Consider the following 14687-nt stretch of genomic DNA (forward strand, 5'->3'; position numbering starts at 1 on the left):
AAACACAAGTCATTTGACTTGTGTTTTTTTTATTTCCCATGAAATAGATTTGGTTCCATTAATAAAAAATTTGAAATATAGTAAGGGATTTTTTGAGCAGAAATACTTAAAAATTGATAAATAAATGGATAATCTTCAGAACTATAACTACCAAGTAAGTCATACCACCAATCTGTTTCATACCTAGAAATCATGCTTAAATTATAGAGCAATAAATAATGAATGAGGAGTTCAGGTAATATTGGCTTAGGATTTCTAGGATCAGTCGTAAGTGGCAAATAATAAGTATTAGTAAGATGTTCATAGTATAAAGGAGTACTGTACATAGGATTCCATGATTGAATGGGCGCTGTAAAAAGTAAATTCGATTCATTAGTCTTCTCAGGTACGTGCTGTATTGATAAATGCTTACAAGATGTTTCAATGTAACGAGAAAATCTCTCTTTAGTCATATGTAATCGATCTAGTAGGTTGACTGAAAAGGAGAGCTCATTTTTAATTGTTGAATCGATTTTATATAAAGTTGATCCTTTTTGACTATAACGAAATAAATTTTGTAATTCTGGAATATTTCCCATTAATTCTAACATGTTAAATTTTTCTGCTTCTAAGTGTTTCATGTGAAACAGTTGTTCTGCAACATGAGTAAATAATCCGTTTTTTTGTACCTTCACCTCATCTTCTAAAAATTGATACCCTTGTTTTTTTCGTTTGCGAGTTGTAACGCCATGAGCTAAAACAGTAGTGGATTCAGGATAGTTAGGGTCAATAGTTAGTAGGCATGCTTTAAAAAGTTGACTAATTCCATAAAATAACAACATTGGTTGAATGGAAAATGGAGCTGTCTTATATAATTCATAATAATTTTTCCCGTGTTCTAAGTAATAAATAAAGGGATAACAATTTTCAAAACTTTTTTTTTCGGCATCCTGAATAGAGGATTTTTCGTAACAACGGGCAAGATAACGTTGTACGTTTTGAGATGAAAAAAAGAAACTTAACTGCTGCCAAGTACAAGATGTTTGATGCATATATTACGCTCCTTTTATTGTCTAAAAATTCTAACATATATATACGTCCTTGACAGTATTTTAACCAATTGATAAGCTACTAATAATAATTTCTGGTATCATAGGGGGAACAATTATGTGGGAATCTAAATTTGTTAAAGAAGGTTTGACTTTTGATGATGTATTACTTGTACCAGCTAGGTCAGATATACTACCAAGAGAAGTAAGTGTTAAAACAGTTTTATCTGAAAGCTTACAGCTAAACATCCCGTTAATTAGTGCAGGAATGGATACAGTAACAGAAGCTGACATGGCTATTGCAATGGCTCGCCAGGGTGGTTTAGGAATTATTCATAAGAATATGTCTATTGAGCAACAAGCAGAGCAAGTTGATAAAGTAAAGCGCTCTGAAAGCGGCGTTATTTCAGATCCTTTCTTCTTAACTCCAGAACATCAAGTATATGATGCAGAACATCTTATGGGAAAATATCGTATCTCAGGTGTACCGGTTGTAAATAATTTAGATGAGCGAAAATTAGTTGGTATTATTACAAACCGTGATATGCGCTTCATCCAAGACTACTCAATCAAAATTTCTGACGTAATGACAAAAGAACAATTAATTACAGCTCCAGTTGGTACTACACTGGAAGAAGCTGAAAAGATCCTACAAAAGTATAAAATTGAAAAACTCCCTCTTGTTGATAATAACGGTGTATTACAAGGGCTTATTACAATAAAAGATATTGAAAAAGTAATTGAATTCCCAAACTCTGCTAAAGATAAGCAAGGACGCTTATTAGTTGGAGCAGCAGTTGGTGTAACAGCGGATGCTATGCTTCGCATCGATGCATTGGTAAAAGCTAGTGTAGATGCAATTGTACTTGATACAGCACATGGGCATTCTAAAGGTGTTATTGATAAGGTAAAAGAAGTTCGTGCTAAATATCCATCACTAAATATTATCGCTGGAAATGTTGCTACTGCTGAAGCAACGAAAGCACTAATTGAAGCTGGTGCAAACGTAGTTAAAGTTGGTATTGGACCAGGTTCTATTTGTACAACACGCGTTGTAGCCGGTGTTGGTGTACCACAATTAACTGCGGTTTATGATTGTGCAACAGAAGCTCGTAAACACGGCATTCCAGTTATTGCTGATGGCGGTATTAAGTACTCTGGTGATATGGTGAAAGCTTTAGCGGCAGGAGCACATGTTGTTATGCTAGGTAGCATGTTTGCAGGTGTTGCAGAAAGCCCTGGAGAAACTGAAATTTACCAAGGTCGTCAATTTAAAGTGTATCGTGGTATGGGTTCTGTCGGTGCGATGGAAAAAGGAAGTAAAGATCGTTACTTCCAAGAAGGCAATAAAAAACTTGTCCCAGAAGGTATTGAAGGACGAGTACCATATAAAGGACCTTTAGCAGATACAGTTCACCAATTAGTTGGTGGCTTACGTGCAGGTATGGGATATTGCGGAGCACAGGATTTAGAATTCTTACGCGAAAACGCACAATTCATTCGTATGTCAGGTGCTGGCTTACGTGAAAGTCATCCTCATCACGTACAAATTACAAAAGAGGCTCCAAACTACTCATTATAATGTCTTATATACAAATAGACAGAGATTTGATATCTCTGTCTATTTTTTTTTGATTATGTTAGAATAACGGTTATGTGAGTACATAGATATTGGGGGTAGCAAAAGTGAAAGGTATGTTTTGCAAAAGATTCATTGCTTTGGTAACAGTGCTTACACTAGCTTGTAGCATTTTTATGCCATATAGCAATGCATCAGCTGAAACAGGAGCCGCTTTAAACATTGAAGCAGGTGCGGCAATTTTAGTAGAAGCGAATTCTGGGAAAATTTTATATCAAAAGAATGCAGATGAATTATTATCCATTGCTAGTATGACAAAGATGATGAGTGAATATTTAGTTCACGAAGCAGTGGATAAAGGAAAACTTAAGTGGGACCAGAAAATTAAGGTTTCTGAATATGCATATAAGGTTTCACAAGATGCTTCATTATCAAATGTTGCATTAGAAAATGGTGGCTCTTATACAGTAAAAGAGTTATACGAGGCAATGGCAATCTTTTCTGCAAATGGTGCAACAATTGCATTAGCAGAAGCAATTGCAGGTAAAGAAGTAGACTTCGTAAAAATGATGAATGATAAATCGAAAGAACTAGGGTTGAAAAATTATAAATTTGTCAATTCTACAGGTTTAACGAATAAAGATTTAAAGGGAATGCATCCTGAAGGAACAACAGCGGATGAAGAAAATAAAATGTCTGCAAAGGATGTTGCAACTTTAGCACAACATTTAATTAAAGATTATCCAAAAGTGTTAGATACAGCAAAAATCCCTAAAAAAGAATTCCGTCCAGAAAAAGAGAAGTTTGCAATGTCGAACTGGAACTGGATGTTAAAGGGCTTAGTTAAAGAATATGATGGCGTAGACGGCCTAAAAACAGGCTCAACTCCAGAAGCAGGAGATTGCTTCACTGGTACGGTTGAAAGAAACGGAATGCGTTTTATTTCTGTAGTTATTAAAACAAGTTCTCATACAGCACGTTTTGATGAAACAAAGAAGCTATATGATTATGGATTTGCTAACTTTGAAGTAAAACAAATGTATAAAAAAGGTTCTTCAGTAAAAGGACAAGAAACAGTACGAGTAGAAAATGCGAAAGATAAAGATGTAGCAGTTCAAACGAAACAAGCAATTTCACTTCCAGTGCCAAAAGGAAGTAAAGATGTTTATAAAACGGAATTAAAAGAATCAAGTAAGGGACAAGAAGCACCTATTAAAAAGGGAGCTGCGCTTGGTCAAATGGTAATTACGCCAAAAGATACAAACGACCCTGGATTTTTAACTGGTAAGTCACTGCAAGTGGATCTTGTAACAACATCTGAAGTAGAAGAAGCAAACTGGTTTACTCGTGCTATGCGCGGAATTGGTTCATTCTTTAGTGGCATGTGGAATAGTGCTGTTGATACAGTAAAAGGTTGGTTTTAAAAGCTCCTCATGATAGGAGCTTTTTTTTATTCCTATTTTTCATACCGACTTTATGAAAAAGTAGTAGACAAGCATCTGATAGTTAGTGGTAGAATGTAAGAGTATTCTTAATTTTCGCCTTTAACGGGGGAAAGCAATTCACCTAGGGGGGTTTTTGTACATGACAAATGTAACAGGGACAGAACGTGTAAAACGTGGAATGGCAGAAATGCAAAAAGGCGGCGTTATTATGGACGTAGTTAACGCTGAACAAGCAAAAATTGCAGAAGAGGCAGGCGCAGTTGCCGTTATGGCATTAGAGCGTGTACCAGCAGATATTCGTGCAGCAGGTGGCGTTTCTCGTATGGCAGACCCAACAATTGTTGAAGAAGTTATGGGTGCGGTGTCAATTCCGGTTATGGCAAAATGCCGTATCGGTCACCTTGTAGAAGCACGTGTATTAGAATCATTAGGGGTAGACTATATCGATGAGAGTGAAGTATTAACTCCTGCTGATGAAGTATACCATTTAAATAAACGTGATTACACAGTTCCATTTGTATGTGGTTGCCGTGATATCGGAGAAGCTGCACGTCGTATTGCAGAAGGTGCATCTATGCTTCGTACAAAAGGTGAACCAGGAACAGGAAACATTGTAGAGGCAGTGCGTCATATGCGCCAAGTCAATGCAGAAATCCGTCAAGTTGCGAGTCTACGTGAAGATGAGTTAATGACATATGCAAAAAATACTGGCGCTCCTTACGAAGTATTACTTGAAATTAAACGTCTTGGTCGCTTACCAGTTGTAAACTTTGCGGCAGGGGGTGTAGCAACACCAGCAGATGCAGCATTAATGATGCAACTTGGTGCTGATGGGGTATTTGTTGGATCTGGTATCTTCAAATCAGAAAACCCAGAGAAATTTGCACGTGCAATCGTTGAAGCAACGACTCATTATGAAGATTACGAACTAATTGCAAGCCTTTCTAAAGGATTAGGTAATGCAATGAAGGGTGTCGAAATTTCAACGTTATTACCAGAACAACGCATGCAAGAGCGTGGATGGTAATTAAAGGAGAACTTTAAAATGGTGAAAATCGGTGTACTAGGTCTTCAAGGTGCAGTTCGTGAGCATGTAAAATCAGTTGAAGCAAGTGGTGCAGAAGCTGTTGTTGTAAAGCGTATAGAGCAACTTGAAGAGATTGATGGTCTTATTTTACCAGGCGGTGAAAGTACAACAATGCGCCGTCTTATTGATAAGTATGCTTTCATGGAACCACTTCGTACATTTGCAAAGTCTGGTAAACCAATGTTTGGTACGTGTGCAGGGATGATTCTTCTTGCGAAAACACTTATTGGCTATGAAGAAGCACATATTGGTGCTATGGATATTACAGTTGAGCGCAATGCGTTCGGACGTCAAAAGGATAGTTTTGAAGCTGCGCTTTCAATTGAAGGCGTGGGTGAAGACTTCATTGGTGTATTTATCCGTGCGCCGTATGTTGTAGAAGTAGCTGATAATGTTGAAGTGCTTTCTAAGCATGGTGACCGAATGGTAGCGGTAAGACAAGATCAGTTTTTAGCTGCTTCATTCCATCCGGAATTAACAGATGATCATCGTGTGACAGCATACTTTGTTGAAATGGTAAAAGAAGCGAAAATGAAAAAAGTTGTATAAGTAACTTGCAACTTGTATAAGATTATAGTAAATTGATGGTAACAATTTTATAAAATAAGCGTGTTGATAGGAAATAGTAACAAATGTCGTTTCTTATAGAGAGTCGATGGTTGGTGGAAATCGATAGAAACAGTTTGTGAATCCATCCTGGAATGGAATGTGGAATATCTTTTGGATTAGTAAGCATTCCCGGTGAAGAGCCGTTATTTCTACTTGAGAGGAAAGCGGTAATGCTTTCAACTAGGGTGGCAACGCGGGTTAACTCCCGTCCCTTTATATAGGGACGGGAGTTTTTTGTGTTTTATAAAATAAAAGGAGGAGTATATAATGCTTGATATTAAATTTTTACGTACAAACTTTGAAGAAGTAAAAGCGAAATTACAGCATAGAGGCGAAGATTTAACTGATTTCGGCCGTTTTGAAGAACTTGATACGAGAAGAAGAGAGCTACTTGTTCAGACAGAAGAATTAAAAAGTAAACGTAACGAAGTATCTCAACAAATTTCTGTATTAAAGCGCGAAAAGAAAGATGCAGAGGCTCTAATTTTAGAAATGCGTGAGGTTGGAGAAAAAGTAAAGGATCTTGATAACGAACTTCGTATAGTTGAAGAAGACTTAGAAAGATTAATGTTATCTATTCCAAATATCCCTCATGAATCTGCTCCAGTTGGTGAAACAGAGGATGATAATGTAGTAGCACGTACTTGGGGAGAAGTGAAAGAATTTACTTTTGAGCCAAAACCACATTGGGATCTTGCTACTGATTTAGGAATTTTAGATTTTGAACGCGCTGGGAAAGTAACAGGAAGCCGCTTCGTATTTTACAAAGGTGCTGGTGCAAGATTAGAGCGTGCTTTAATTAGCTTTATGCTTGATCTTCATACTGATGAGCATGGATATGAAGAAGTATTACCTCCATATATGGTAAACCGTGCAAGTATGACGGGAACAGGACAACTTCCAAAGTTTGAAGAAGATGCATTCCGTATTGAAAGTGAAGATTACTTCTTAATTCCAACAGCTGAAGTACCTGTAACGAATATGCATCGTGATGAGATTTTAAATAAAGAGCAATTGCCTATAAGATATGCTGCATTTAGCTCTTGCTTCCGTTCTGAAGCAGGTTCAGCTGGTCGTGATACACGTGGCTTAATTCGCCAGCATCAGTTCAATAAAGTAGAGCTTGTGAAGTTCGTAAAACCAGAAGATTCTTATGAAGAATTAGAAAAATTAACAAATGATGCAGAACGCGTGTTACAATTATTAGAGTTGCCATATCGCGTTATGAGCATGTGCACAGGCGATTTAGGATTTACAGCAGCGAAGAAATACGATATTGAAGTATGGATTCCAAGCTATGGCACATATCGTGAAATTTCTTCTTGTAGTAATTTTGAAGCTTTCCAAGCGAGACGTGCAAATATCCGTTTCCGCCGTGAGCCAAATGGAAAACCAGAACATGTTCACACATTAAATGGATCTGGTCTTGCAATCGGACGTACGGTTGCAGCTATTTTAGAGAACTACCAACAAGAAGATGGTACAATTATAATTCCAGAAGTTCTTCGCCCTTATATGGGAGGAAAAACAGTTATTAAGTAAATTTAAACATTCATCGGTATGAGTGATTGGTAATTATGAGCGTTGTCAGTACTGTAATGTAGGAAGGGAAAAGTAAAATTTTCCTTTCCTCATAATTTATTTTAGTAGGGTTGACTAACTGTTTTTCTTTTGATATTATATTTGATGTCAATATGGAGGTATACCCAAGTCTGGCTGAAGGGATCGGTCTTGAAAACCGACAGGCGGCGAGAGTCGCGCGGGGGTTCGAATCCCTCTACCTCCTCCAGATATAATTGACAACAGCGCATATAAGTGGAGATTGGAGAACTCGTTACCAACACGTAACGAGTTTTTATTTTAAAACCAATCATAAAGTATGGTGTAAGATAATTTTGTCCTTATTACACACTCATATTCCGATGATTATCTTCATAGATATGAAAGGAGTCAACATGGATCTTATTATACAAACGTTTCCTTTAGATGGAAAAACTTTATATTATGTACAATGTCCTGTCTGTAAGAACAATAGAATTTTAAACAGTGGTGCAAACGTATCACGCATTATTAGTGATGATACATTCCGTAAACTTTGTGGTTGTACTTGTGATGTAAAACAAGCTACGAGTAAAGTAGAGGCGCCAAAACAAGTTAAAAAAGCAGCTGTAAAGAAAGCGGCGGCTCCAAAACGTACAGGTAAAGTATTAACGGCAGTAATTAATGGGAAAGAAATGACTGTTAAAGAGATTGCTGAAGCATACGATATTAGTACAAGTACTGTTCGTCAGCGCATTAACGCAGGAAAACCTGAGAGTGAAATTATTGCTCCAACAAAGAAGAAGTAATTTAATAGGAAAACCCGTGCATATGCACGGGTTTTTTATTTTACAAGTTTACGTGTTTGTTTTAAAAAATGGCCAATTTTTTTAATGATTGGTTCAATTGAATCACCATCTTTTAAAATATCGTACTCATTAATATTTAAGCGTAATACAGGGCATGAATTAAAGTTGTTAATCCAGTTTTCATAACGTCCATGCATTTCTTTCCAGTACTCAATTGGTGTTTGCTGTTCCATTGGGCGCCCGCGTTCTTGAATACGATCGACAATATCATCGAAAGAACCTTCTAAGTAAATTAATAAGTCTGGATGAGGGAAGTAAGGAGTCATGACCATAGCGTCAAATAAACCTTTGTATGTTTCATAATCAGTTTCCGTCATTGTTCCTTTTTCATGATGCATCTTTGCGAAAATTCCAGTGTCTTCGTAAATGGAACGATCTTGAACAAAACCGCCACCATATTCAAAAATTCTTTTTTGTTCCTTAAATCGTTCTGCTAAAAAGTACACTTGTAGGTGGAAGCTCCAACGAGTGAAGTCCGCATAGAACTTGTCCAAATATGGATTGGAATCTACTTTTTCAAATGATGTGCGATAACCTAAAGCATTAGCTAATGCAGTTGTCATAGTTGATTTACCCACACCTACCGTTCCGGCGATAGTGATTACTGCGTCATTGGGTATATCATATTTTTGCCTTAAATTCATTATTATTTCGACTCCTTTAAGAGAGTATTTTGAAGGGCAGATAGGATGACGTTTAAATCATCAGGATTTTTTACAAAATCCATATCGTCTCCATTAAATTTCAATACTGGTATTTCCGGATGATCTTTTTTAAAAGCATCCATTGCTGTTTCATAATCTTTTGTGAGCTGTAGTAAGTAATTTGGATCCATGTTTTTTTCAAATTCTCTTCCGCGCATGGCGATTCGTTTTTGCAATGTTTCTAGGCTAGCTGTTAAATAAACAATGACATTTGGCACAGGCATATCTTGTGTAAGGATACGATAAATTTGCATGTATTTGTCATATTGGGAGTCTTTTAATGTGCGGGATGCAAAAATTAAATTTTTAAAGATATGGTAATCCGCTACTACTGGTTTCCTTTGATTCAAATACTTTATGTTAATGTCTTCTAATTGTTTGTATCTATTACAAAGAAAGAACATCTCTGTTTGAAAACTCCATTCGTCGATGTCTTCATAGAACTTTCCTAAAAAGGGATTTTCATCAACAATCTCTTTTAGTAAGTGGAGTTGCATGTGAGTTGAAATTTCCTTCGCAAGTGAAGTTTTTCCAACACCAATTGGTCCTTCAACCGTGATAAATGGTACTCCGGTCACGCTGTTTCCTCCTTTCAATCAGTGATTTACCGTGACTACTAAAAACACAAAACAGAATTATTGTAGCACAAGAGGGAAGCGAGCGGGTTAATTTGATATAAAAAGTTAGAAAATAGATATATGTATTAATTAAATTTTATTTTGGTTGATGATGTTATAGTTGCTTTCAATGTAGTTTCCATTATTTTTAAAGCATGTATATTATCTTGGTCGTTGTTAGAGGCGATACAATCCTCTGGTACATACAATGTATAATTTCTCATATGAGCATCATTAGCTGTAAATAGGATACATATATTTCCGGCAACCCCTGTTAATATTAGATTTTCTATTTTTAAATAACCTAGTAATGAATTTAAAGGTGTTTCATAAAAAGCGGAATAATGTGGTTTAATAAAAATGTAATCATCAGAACTTGGAGCAATCTTATGGATTATGTTTTCGCTATATTCATTTGTACAATGAGTAATAAGTTGGTCGATATCAGATCTCCAAAGTTGATAATGGTCATTAACGTAAATTATAGGACAGCCGAAGGATTTCATTTTTTTCTTTAATTGTAAAATAGGGTTTGTTATAATTTCGCATTTTTTAGCTAGAATGGGTCCGTGGGAAAATTGAAAGTCATTAATCATATCGATAATGAGCAAGGCGGTATTTTTCATATGTAATCCCCTCTCTTTTTTCTTTTAGGGTGGATTGAATTTGTAAAAGTTATCCCCTGTGTAGTAAATGGAAATAAGTGTACTTTATTTGTAATGAAAGGACTATGTTATGGAACAAGATCAAGATATTTATTTTATGCAATTAGCGATAGAAGAAGCTAAAAAGGCAGAGGAAATACAGGAAGTACCAATTGGAGCAGTTATAGTGTTAGATGGTGAGGTAATTAGTGTTGCCCATAATTTAAGGGAAACTGAGCAGAGATCAATAGCTCATGCTGAGTTGCTAGCGATAGATGAGGCATGTAAAAAATTAGGAACATGGCGTTTAGAAGATGCGACATTGTATGTAACATTAGAACCTTGTCCAATGTGTGCGGGTGGAATTGTTTTATCACGAGTGAAGCGAGTTGTATATGGTGCAAGTGATCCGAAGGGCGGATGTGCAGGGACATTGATGAATCTTTTAACGGATGAACGCTTCAATCATCAATGTGAAGTAGTATCTGGTGTACTAGAGGAAGAATGCGGTACGTTGTTAACAAGCTTTTTTAGAGAACTTCGTAAAAAAAGAAAAGCAATAAAAAAATTAGAGAAGAATACTGGGAACTAACGTATTTGCATTTTATAAAGAAACAAGTTATACTGATAATGCCTTTAATGAAGGCAACCGAATATTGGTTTTAACTTTGCCGTGCTAAGCGGGGAGGTAGCGGTGCCCTATACTCGCAATCCGCTCTAGCGAGGCCGAATCCCCTCTCGAGGTTATGTTGCTGTAAGGTCTGCCTTAAGTAAGTGGTGTTGACGTTTGGGTCCTGCGCAACGGGACCCCGTGAACCTTGTCAGGTCCGGAAGGAAGCAGCAATAAGCGGGTCTTCTCGTGTGCCGCAGGAGTGCCTGAACCGAGCTAACTGCTTGAGTAACGCTTATGGTACGTAATCGACGGAGGGTGCACGGCAGTTATATATGTATACAAAACTCACCTTTATATTAAGGTGAGTTTTTTGTATAGAAAATAACTTTTGGAATCTATAAACAGAATGGGTTATAATAAATGAGATAATAACCTTTGAGGGAGGCCGTATTTTCGTGTCATACCAAGCGTTATACCGAACATGGAGACCGCAAAAGTTCGAAGATGTAGTCGGTCAAAAGCACGTAACAAAAACGTTGCAAAATGCCCTTCTTCAAGAGAAAGTTTCACATGCTTATTTATTTTCTGGCCCGAGGGGAACAGGAAAAACGACAATTGCAAAAGTATTTGCAAAAGCAATTAACTGTGAACATGCTCCGGTAGCTGAACCTTGTAATGAATGTCCTTCTTGTTTAGGAATTACACAAGGATCCATTTCAGATGTATTAGAAATTGATGCGGCTTCAAATAACGGTGTAGATGAAATTCGAGATATTAGAGATAAAGTAAAATATGCTCCAAGTGCTGTAGAATATAAAGTATACATTATTGATGAAGTTCACATGCTTTCTATGGGTGCATTCAATGCGCTTTTAAAAACCTTAGAAGAGCCGCCAGGACATGTTATCTTTATTTTGGCGACAACAGAACCTCATAAGATCCCACCTACAATTATTTCACGTTGTCAGCGTTTTGAATTCCGAAAAATATCAGTGAATGATATTGTTGAGAGATTATCAACGGTCGTGACAAATGAAGGTACGCAAGTGGAAGATGAGGCATTACAAATTGTTGCGCGTGCTGCTGAAGGTGGTATGCGTGACGCACTTAGTCTTATTGATCAGGCTATATCTTATAGTGATGAGATTGTTACGACAGAAGATGTATTGGCCGTAACAGGATCTGTTTCTCAGCAATACTTAGGCAATTTAGTAGAATGCATACGTGAAAATGATGTATCAAGAGCATTGCAAATCATAGATGAAATGATGAGTAAAGGGAAGGATCCAGTTCGTTTTATGGAGGATTTCATTTACTATTATCGTGATATGCTTTTATATCAAACTTCACCGCAACTAGAACATATGTTGGAACGAGTAATTGTAGATAATCAATTCCGTAAGTTGAGTGAAGAAATGCAACCGGAAGTGATCTATGAGATTATTCATACCCTTAGTAAGGGACAACAGGAAATGAAGTGGACAAATCATCCGCGTATTTTCTTAGAAGTTGTTATGGTGCAATTGTGTCAACAGTTTATGATGCAAGCAAATGGTACAGATCGTTTGCAAGCAATTATGAACAGGATGCAGCAACTGGAGAAAGAGTTAGAGCAAGTTAAAAAGAACGGTGTGCCAGCTGGTGTACAACAGGAAGTAAGAGAGACACGTGCAACACCAAAGCCGGTAAGAACAGGAAGTATGAAGATTCCTGTCGGACGTGTAAATGAAGTATTAAAACAAGCGAAGCGTCAAGATTTAGAACAATTAAAAGCTGTATGGGGTGAGTTGTTAGGAAGACTCAAATCATATAACAAAGTAGCGTTTGCTGTTTTACTAGAAAATAGCGAACCAGTGGCAGCTTCAGATGACACTTACGTTTTAGCATTTCAATATGAGATTCACTGTAAGATGGCGAGCGAAAATCGAGAAGCTATGGATACAGTAGAACAAGCTTTATTTGAATTGCTAAGTAAAAGGTTAAATATGATTGCCATTCCAAAAAGTGAATGGGGTAAAATCCGTGAAGACTTTTTACAACGTGAAGGTGGAGAGTCTGAAGAAAACCCAGAGAAAAAGGAAGACCCTCTTATAGAAGAGGCAGTGAAATTAGTAGGGCAAGAACTCATTGAAATAAAAGAGTAATAATAATTAGGAGGAATTAATTATGATGCGTGGCGGAATGGGAAATATGAATAACATGATGAAACAAATGCAAAAGATGCAAAAGGACATGGCGAAAGCACAAGAAGAGCTTGGTGAAAAAACAGTTGAAGGTACAGCTGGCGGCGGAATGATTACAGTTATCGCAAATGGTCACAAGCAAATTCTTGAAGTGAAGATTAAAGAAGAAGTTGTAGATCCAGAAGATATCGAAATGTTACAAGACTTAGTATTAGCTGCAACAAATGATGCACTTAAAAAGGCTGATGAGCTTTCAAACTCTACAATGGGTAAATTTACAAAAGGCTTAAACTTACCAGGTGGAATGTTCTAGGAGGATATTGATACATGCATTATCCAGAACCAATATCAAAACTAATCGATAGTTTTATGAAGTTGCCAGGTATCGGACCGAAAACAGCGGTTCGATTGGCATTTTTCGTATTAGATATGAAAGAAGATGACGTGTTAGGTTTCGCGAAAGCGCTTGTAAATGCGAAGCGAGATTTAGCGTACTGTTCTGTATGTGGACATATTACTGATCGTGATCCTTGTTATATTTGTAATGATTCACATCGAGATCAATCAGTTGTTTGTGTCGTACAAGAACCGAAAGATGTAATCGCGATGGAAAAAATGAAAGAGTATCAAGGTGTATATCATGTGTTACGTGGTGCGATTTCTCCTATGGAGGGAATTGGACCGGAAGATATTAATATCCCGCAACTCTTAAAGCGACTACATGATGAAACGGTACAAGAAGTGATATTAGCAACAAACCCTAATATTGAAGGGGAAGCTACAGCGATGTATATCTCCCGCCTCTTAAAACCTACAGGCATTAAAGTAACTCGTATTGCACATGGTCTGCCAGTTGGTGGAGATTTAGAATATGCAGATGAAGTGACACTATCCAAAGCGTTAGAAGGTCGCAGAGAAGTATAAGAGGAGAAACAAAAATGTTCTTTCAAAAAAAGGGTAAATTGCGTAAAGAGTATGACGATAAGTTAATTGTACTTTTGGAAAAAGTGAAGAATGAGTGGTTGCGTCAGAAGAGAATGGTCGAACAAAGTGTAGAACCGTCTCAAGATGTCATTTGTTCTTTGAAAATAGCAGAGGCGAAATATTTCTTTTTGTTGAAAGAAGCAAAGCGTCGTCCTGTAAAAATGGAACAATGGTAAAGGGTTCTGCTTTCTAAGCGGGCCTTTTTATTTTATTTTATTTGTTAAATGCTGAGGTATTGTTTTATTTAGGTTATATGAAAGAGATGTCGCTTATGATAACTGTTCTTTTTTATTGTCTTGTCCCATACAAATAGATGTATAGGTCATTCATAAGGAGGAAAAAATGAATTCTACAATTATTATTGTTGGCATTCTTACTTTAGTATTTATTTTTCTTGTTTTTGGTGTTGCCTCTAAGCCGTTACGTTTTATAGGTAAGGTGATTTTTCATATTACTTTAGGAATAGCATTGCTTTTTATCGTAAATGTTGTAGGGACATATTTTGATTTTCATATCCCGATTAACATGGGTACAGCAGCAATAACGAGTTTATTAGGCCTACCGGGTGTGGCAGCATTAGTGATTATTAAGCTTTATATCATGCCAAGATAAAATTATTTTGGCATTTTTTTAAAAAGTGTTGACTATTAAATGATTAATGTGGTAAATTAATAAGCGTCGTCAGCAACGAAAGAAAAAAGCTGTTGACAATTTTAACGAGAAATGTTAAATTATAAAAGTCGCTGAAACGCGATGTTGAACTTTGAAAACTAAACGAAACAAACA

The 14687-nt window shown here is 36.7% G+C and carries 16 protein-coding genes, 1 tRNA gene, 1 other RNA gene and 1 other annotated feature; of the genes, 14 read left to right on the plus strand and 4 right to left on the minus strand.

Annotated elements, in window-relative coordinates; translation table 11 throughout:
• Window positions 1-29: 29 nt before the first annotated feature.
• Complete coding sequence (locus HMPREF2590_RS08245) at window positions 30-1031, minus strand: YaaC family protein (RefSeq protein WP_000554288.1); 1002 nt, start codon at window positions 1029-1031, stop codon at window positions 30-32.
• A 115-nt stretch (window positions 1032-1146) separates the two neighbouring features.
• Here HMPREF2590_RS08245 and guaB point away from each other — a divergent pair, with 115 nt between their 5' ends.
• From guaB to HMPREF2590_RS08280, 7 genes are all read left to right on the plus strand, one after another.
• Window positions 1147-2610 (plus strand): IMP dehydrogenase, encoded by a 1464-nt coding sequence (guaB, locus tag HMPREF2590_RS08250; protein ID WP_000264088.1) that lies wholly within the window; start codon window positions 1147-1149, stop codon window positions 2608-2610.
• Between the two features lie 113 nt (window positions 2611-2723).
• Window positions 2724-4031 carry a D-alanyl-D-alanine carboxypeptidase DacA gene (dacA, locus tag HMPREF2590_RS08255; RefSeq protein ID WP_125653127.1) on the plus strand — a complete coding sequence of 436 codons (1308 nt, stop codon included), beginning with the start codon at window positions 2724-2726 and terminating at the stop codon, window positions 4029-4031.
• Window positions 4032-4191: 160 nt separating this feature from the next.
• A complete protein-coding gene (pdxS, locus tag HMPREF2590_RS08260) occupies window positions 4192-5079 on the plus strand; it encodes a pyridoxal 5'-phosphate synthase lyase subunit PdxS (RefSeq protein ID WP_000186165.1) in 888 nt (295 codons plus the stop codon).
• Between the two features lie 18 nt (window positions 5080-5097).
• Window positions 5098-5688: a pyridoxal 5'-phosphate synthase glutaminase subunit PdxT gene (gene pdxT, locus HMPREF2590_RS08265; RefSeq protein ID WP_000238783.1), complete on the plus strand. Its 591-nt coding sequence runs from the start codon at window positions 5098-5100 to the stop codon at window positions 5686-5688.
• 54 nt (window positions 5689-5742) lie between these two features.
• Window positions 5743-5964 (plus strand) — a binding site (T-box leader).
• Window positions 5965-6015: 51 nt separating this feature from the next.
• Window positions 6016-7290, plus strand: a complete 1275-nt coding sequence (gene serS, locus HMPREF2590_RS08270; RefSeq protein ID WP_000884175.1) for a serine--tRNA ligase — start codon at window positions 6016-6018, stop codon at window positions 7288-7290.
• A gap of 154 nt (window positions 7291-7444) precedes the next feature.
• A tRNA-Ser gene (locus HMPREF2590_RS08275) sits at window positions 7445-7537 on the plus strand.
• Between the two features lie 166 nt (window positions 7538-7703).
• Complete coding sequence (locus HMPREF2590_RS08280) at window positions 7704-8096, plus strand: sigma factor-like helix-turn-helix DNA-binding protein (RefSeq protein ID WP_000364196.1); 393 nt, start codon at window positions 7704-7706, stop codon at window positions 8094-8096.
• A gap of 35 nt (window positions 8097-8131) precedes the next feature.
• On the opposite strand, the gene HMPREF2590_RS08285 is transcribed toward HMPREF2590_RS08280, so the two are convergent.
• The 3 genes from HMPREF2590_RS08285 to HMPREF2590_RS08295 form a co-directional block, all read right to left on the minus strand.
• Complete coding sequence (locus HMPREF2590_RS08285; RefSeq protein ID WP_001053585.1) at window positions 8132-8800, minus strand: deoxynucleoside kinase; 669 nt, start codon at window positions 8798-8800, stop codon at window positions 8132-8134.
• 2 nt (window positions 8801-8802) lie between these two features.
• Window positions 8803-9438, minus strand: coding sequence for a deoxynucleoside kinase (locus HMPREF2590_RS08290; protein ID WP_000148218.1), 636 nt, complete (start codon window positions 9436-9438; stop codon window positions 8803-8805).
• Between the two features lie 125 nt (window positions 9439-9563).
• The gene (locus tag HMPREF2590_RS08295) at window positions 9564-10103 is read right to left on the minus strand and encodes a cysteine hydrolase family protein (protein WP_000798712.1); all 540 of its coding nucleotides are present in this window, start codon (window positions 10101-10103) and stop codon (window positions 9564-9566) included.
• 109 nt (window positions 10104-10212) lie between these two features.
• On the opposite strand from HMPREF2590_RS08295, the gene tadA reads away from it, so the two are divergent.
• From tadA to HMPREF2590_RS08335, 7 genes are all read left to right on the plus strand, one after another.
• Window positions 10213-10713, plus strand: a complete 501-nt coding sequence (gene tadA / locus HMPREF2590_RS08305) for a tRNA adenosine(34) deaminase TadA (protein WP_000434332.1) — start codon at window positions 10213-10215, stop codon at window positions 10711-10713.
• Between the two features lie 79 nt (window positions 10714-10792).
• Window positions 10793-11057, plus strand: an RNA gene (gene ffs, locus HMPREF2590_RS08310) — signal recognition particle sRNA large type.
• Between the two features lie 132 nt (window positions 11058-11189).
• The gene (dnaX, locus tag HMPREF2590_RS08315) at window positions 11190-12878 is read left to right on the plus strand and encodes a DNA polymerase III subunit gamma/tau (protein ID WP_000121563.1); all 1689 of its coding nucleotides are present in this window, start codon (window positions 11190-11192) and stop codon (window positions 12876-12878) included.
• 25 nt (window positions 12879-12903) lie between these two features.
• Window positions 12904-13230 (plus strand): YbaB/EbfC family nucleoid-associated protein, encoded by a 327-nt coding sequence (locus HMPREF2590_RS08320; protein ID WP_014894853.1) that lies wholly within the window; start codon window positions 12904-12906, stop codon window positions 13228-13230.
• Between the two features lie 14 nt (window positions 13231-13244).
• Window positions 13245-13841, plus strand: a complete 597-nt coding sequence (gene recR / locus HMPREF2590_RS08325) for a recombination protein RecR (protein ID WP_000559169.1) — start codon at window positions 13245-13247, stop codon at window positions 13839-13841.
• 14 nt (window positions 13842-13855) lie between these two features.
• Window positions 13856-14077, plus strand: a complete 222-nt coding sequence (locus HMPREF2590_RS08330) for a YaaL family protein (protein WP_000466019.1) — start codon at window positions 13856-13858, stop codon at window positions 14075-14077.
• Window positions 14078-14243: 166 nt separating this feature from the next.
• Complete coding sequence (locus tag HMPREF2590_RS08335) at window positions 14244-14513, plus strand: pro-sigmaK processing inhibitor BofA family protein (RefSeq protein WP_001089270.1); 270 nt, start codon at window positions 14244-14246, stop codon at window positions 14511-14513.
• Window positions 14514-14687 lie beyond the last annotated feature (174 nt).

This window comes from Bacillus sp. HMSC036E02 (assembly GCF_001836235.1).
GTDB lineage: Bacteria > Bacillota > Bacilli > Bacillales > Bacillaceae_G > Bacillus_A > Bacillus_A cereus.

Excerpts from the sequence above, each read along its gene's own strand:
- recR (WP_000559169.1), top strand. The coding sequence starts at position 13,245 with ATGCATTATCCAGAACCAATATCAAAACTAATCGATAGTTTTATGAAG.
- HMPREF2590_RS08295 (WP_000798712.1), bottom strand. The coding sequence starts at position 10,103 with ATGAAAAATACCGCCTTGCTCATTATCGATATGATTAATGACTTTCAA.
- HMPREF2590_RS08335 (WP_001089270.1), top strand. The coding sequence starts at position 14,244 with ATGAATTCTACAATTATTATTGTTGGCATTCTTACTTTAGTATTTATT.
- pdxT (WP_000238783.1), top strand. The coding sequence starts at position 5,098 with ATGGTGAAAATCGGTGTACTAGGTCTTCAAGGTGCAGTTCGTGAGCAT.
- HMPREF2590_RS08330 (WP_000466019.1), top strand. The coding sequence starts at position 13,856 with ATGTTCTTTCAAAAAAAGGGTAAATTGCGTAAAGAGTATGACGATAAG.
- HMPREF2590_RS08285 (WP_001053585.1), bottom strand. The coding sequence starts at position 8,800 with ATGAATTTAAGGCAAAAATATGATATACCCAATGACGCAGTAATCACT.
- dacA (WP_125653127.1), top strand. The coding sequence starts at position 2,724 with ATGTTTTGCAAAAGATTCATTGCTTTGGTAACAGTGCTTACACTAGCT.
- HMPREF2590_RS08320 (WP_014894853.1), top strand. The coding sequence starts at position 12,904 with ATGCGTGGCGGAATGGGAAATATGAATAACATGATGAAACAAATGCAA.
- guaB (WP_000264088.1), top strand. The coding sequence starts at position 1,147 with ATGTGGGAATCTAAATTTGTTAAAGAAGGTTTGACTTTTGATGATGTA.
- HMPREF2590_RS08245 (WP_000554288.1), bottom strand. The coding sequence starts at position 1,031 with ATGCATCAAACATCTTGTACTTGGCAGCAGTTAAGTTTCTTTTTTTCA.
- tadA (WP_000434332.1), top strand. The coding sequence starts at position 10,213 with ATGGAACAAGATCAAGATATTTATTTTATGCAATTAGCGATAGAAGAA.
- pdxS (WP_000186165.1), top strand. The coding sequence starts at position 4,192 with ATGACAAATGTAACAGGGACAGAACGTGTAAAACGTGGAATGGCAGAA.
- HMPREF2590_RS08280 (WP_000364196.1), top strand. The coding sequence starts at position 7,704 with ATGGATCTTATTATACAAACGTTTCCTTTAGATGGAAAAACTTTATAT.
- serS (WP_000884175.1), top strand. The coding sequence starts at position 6,016 with ATGCTTGATATTAAATTTTTACGTACAAACTTTGAAGAAGTAAAAGCG.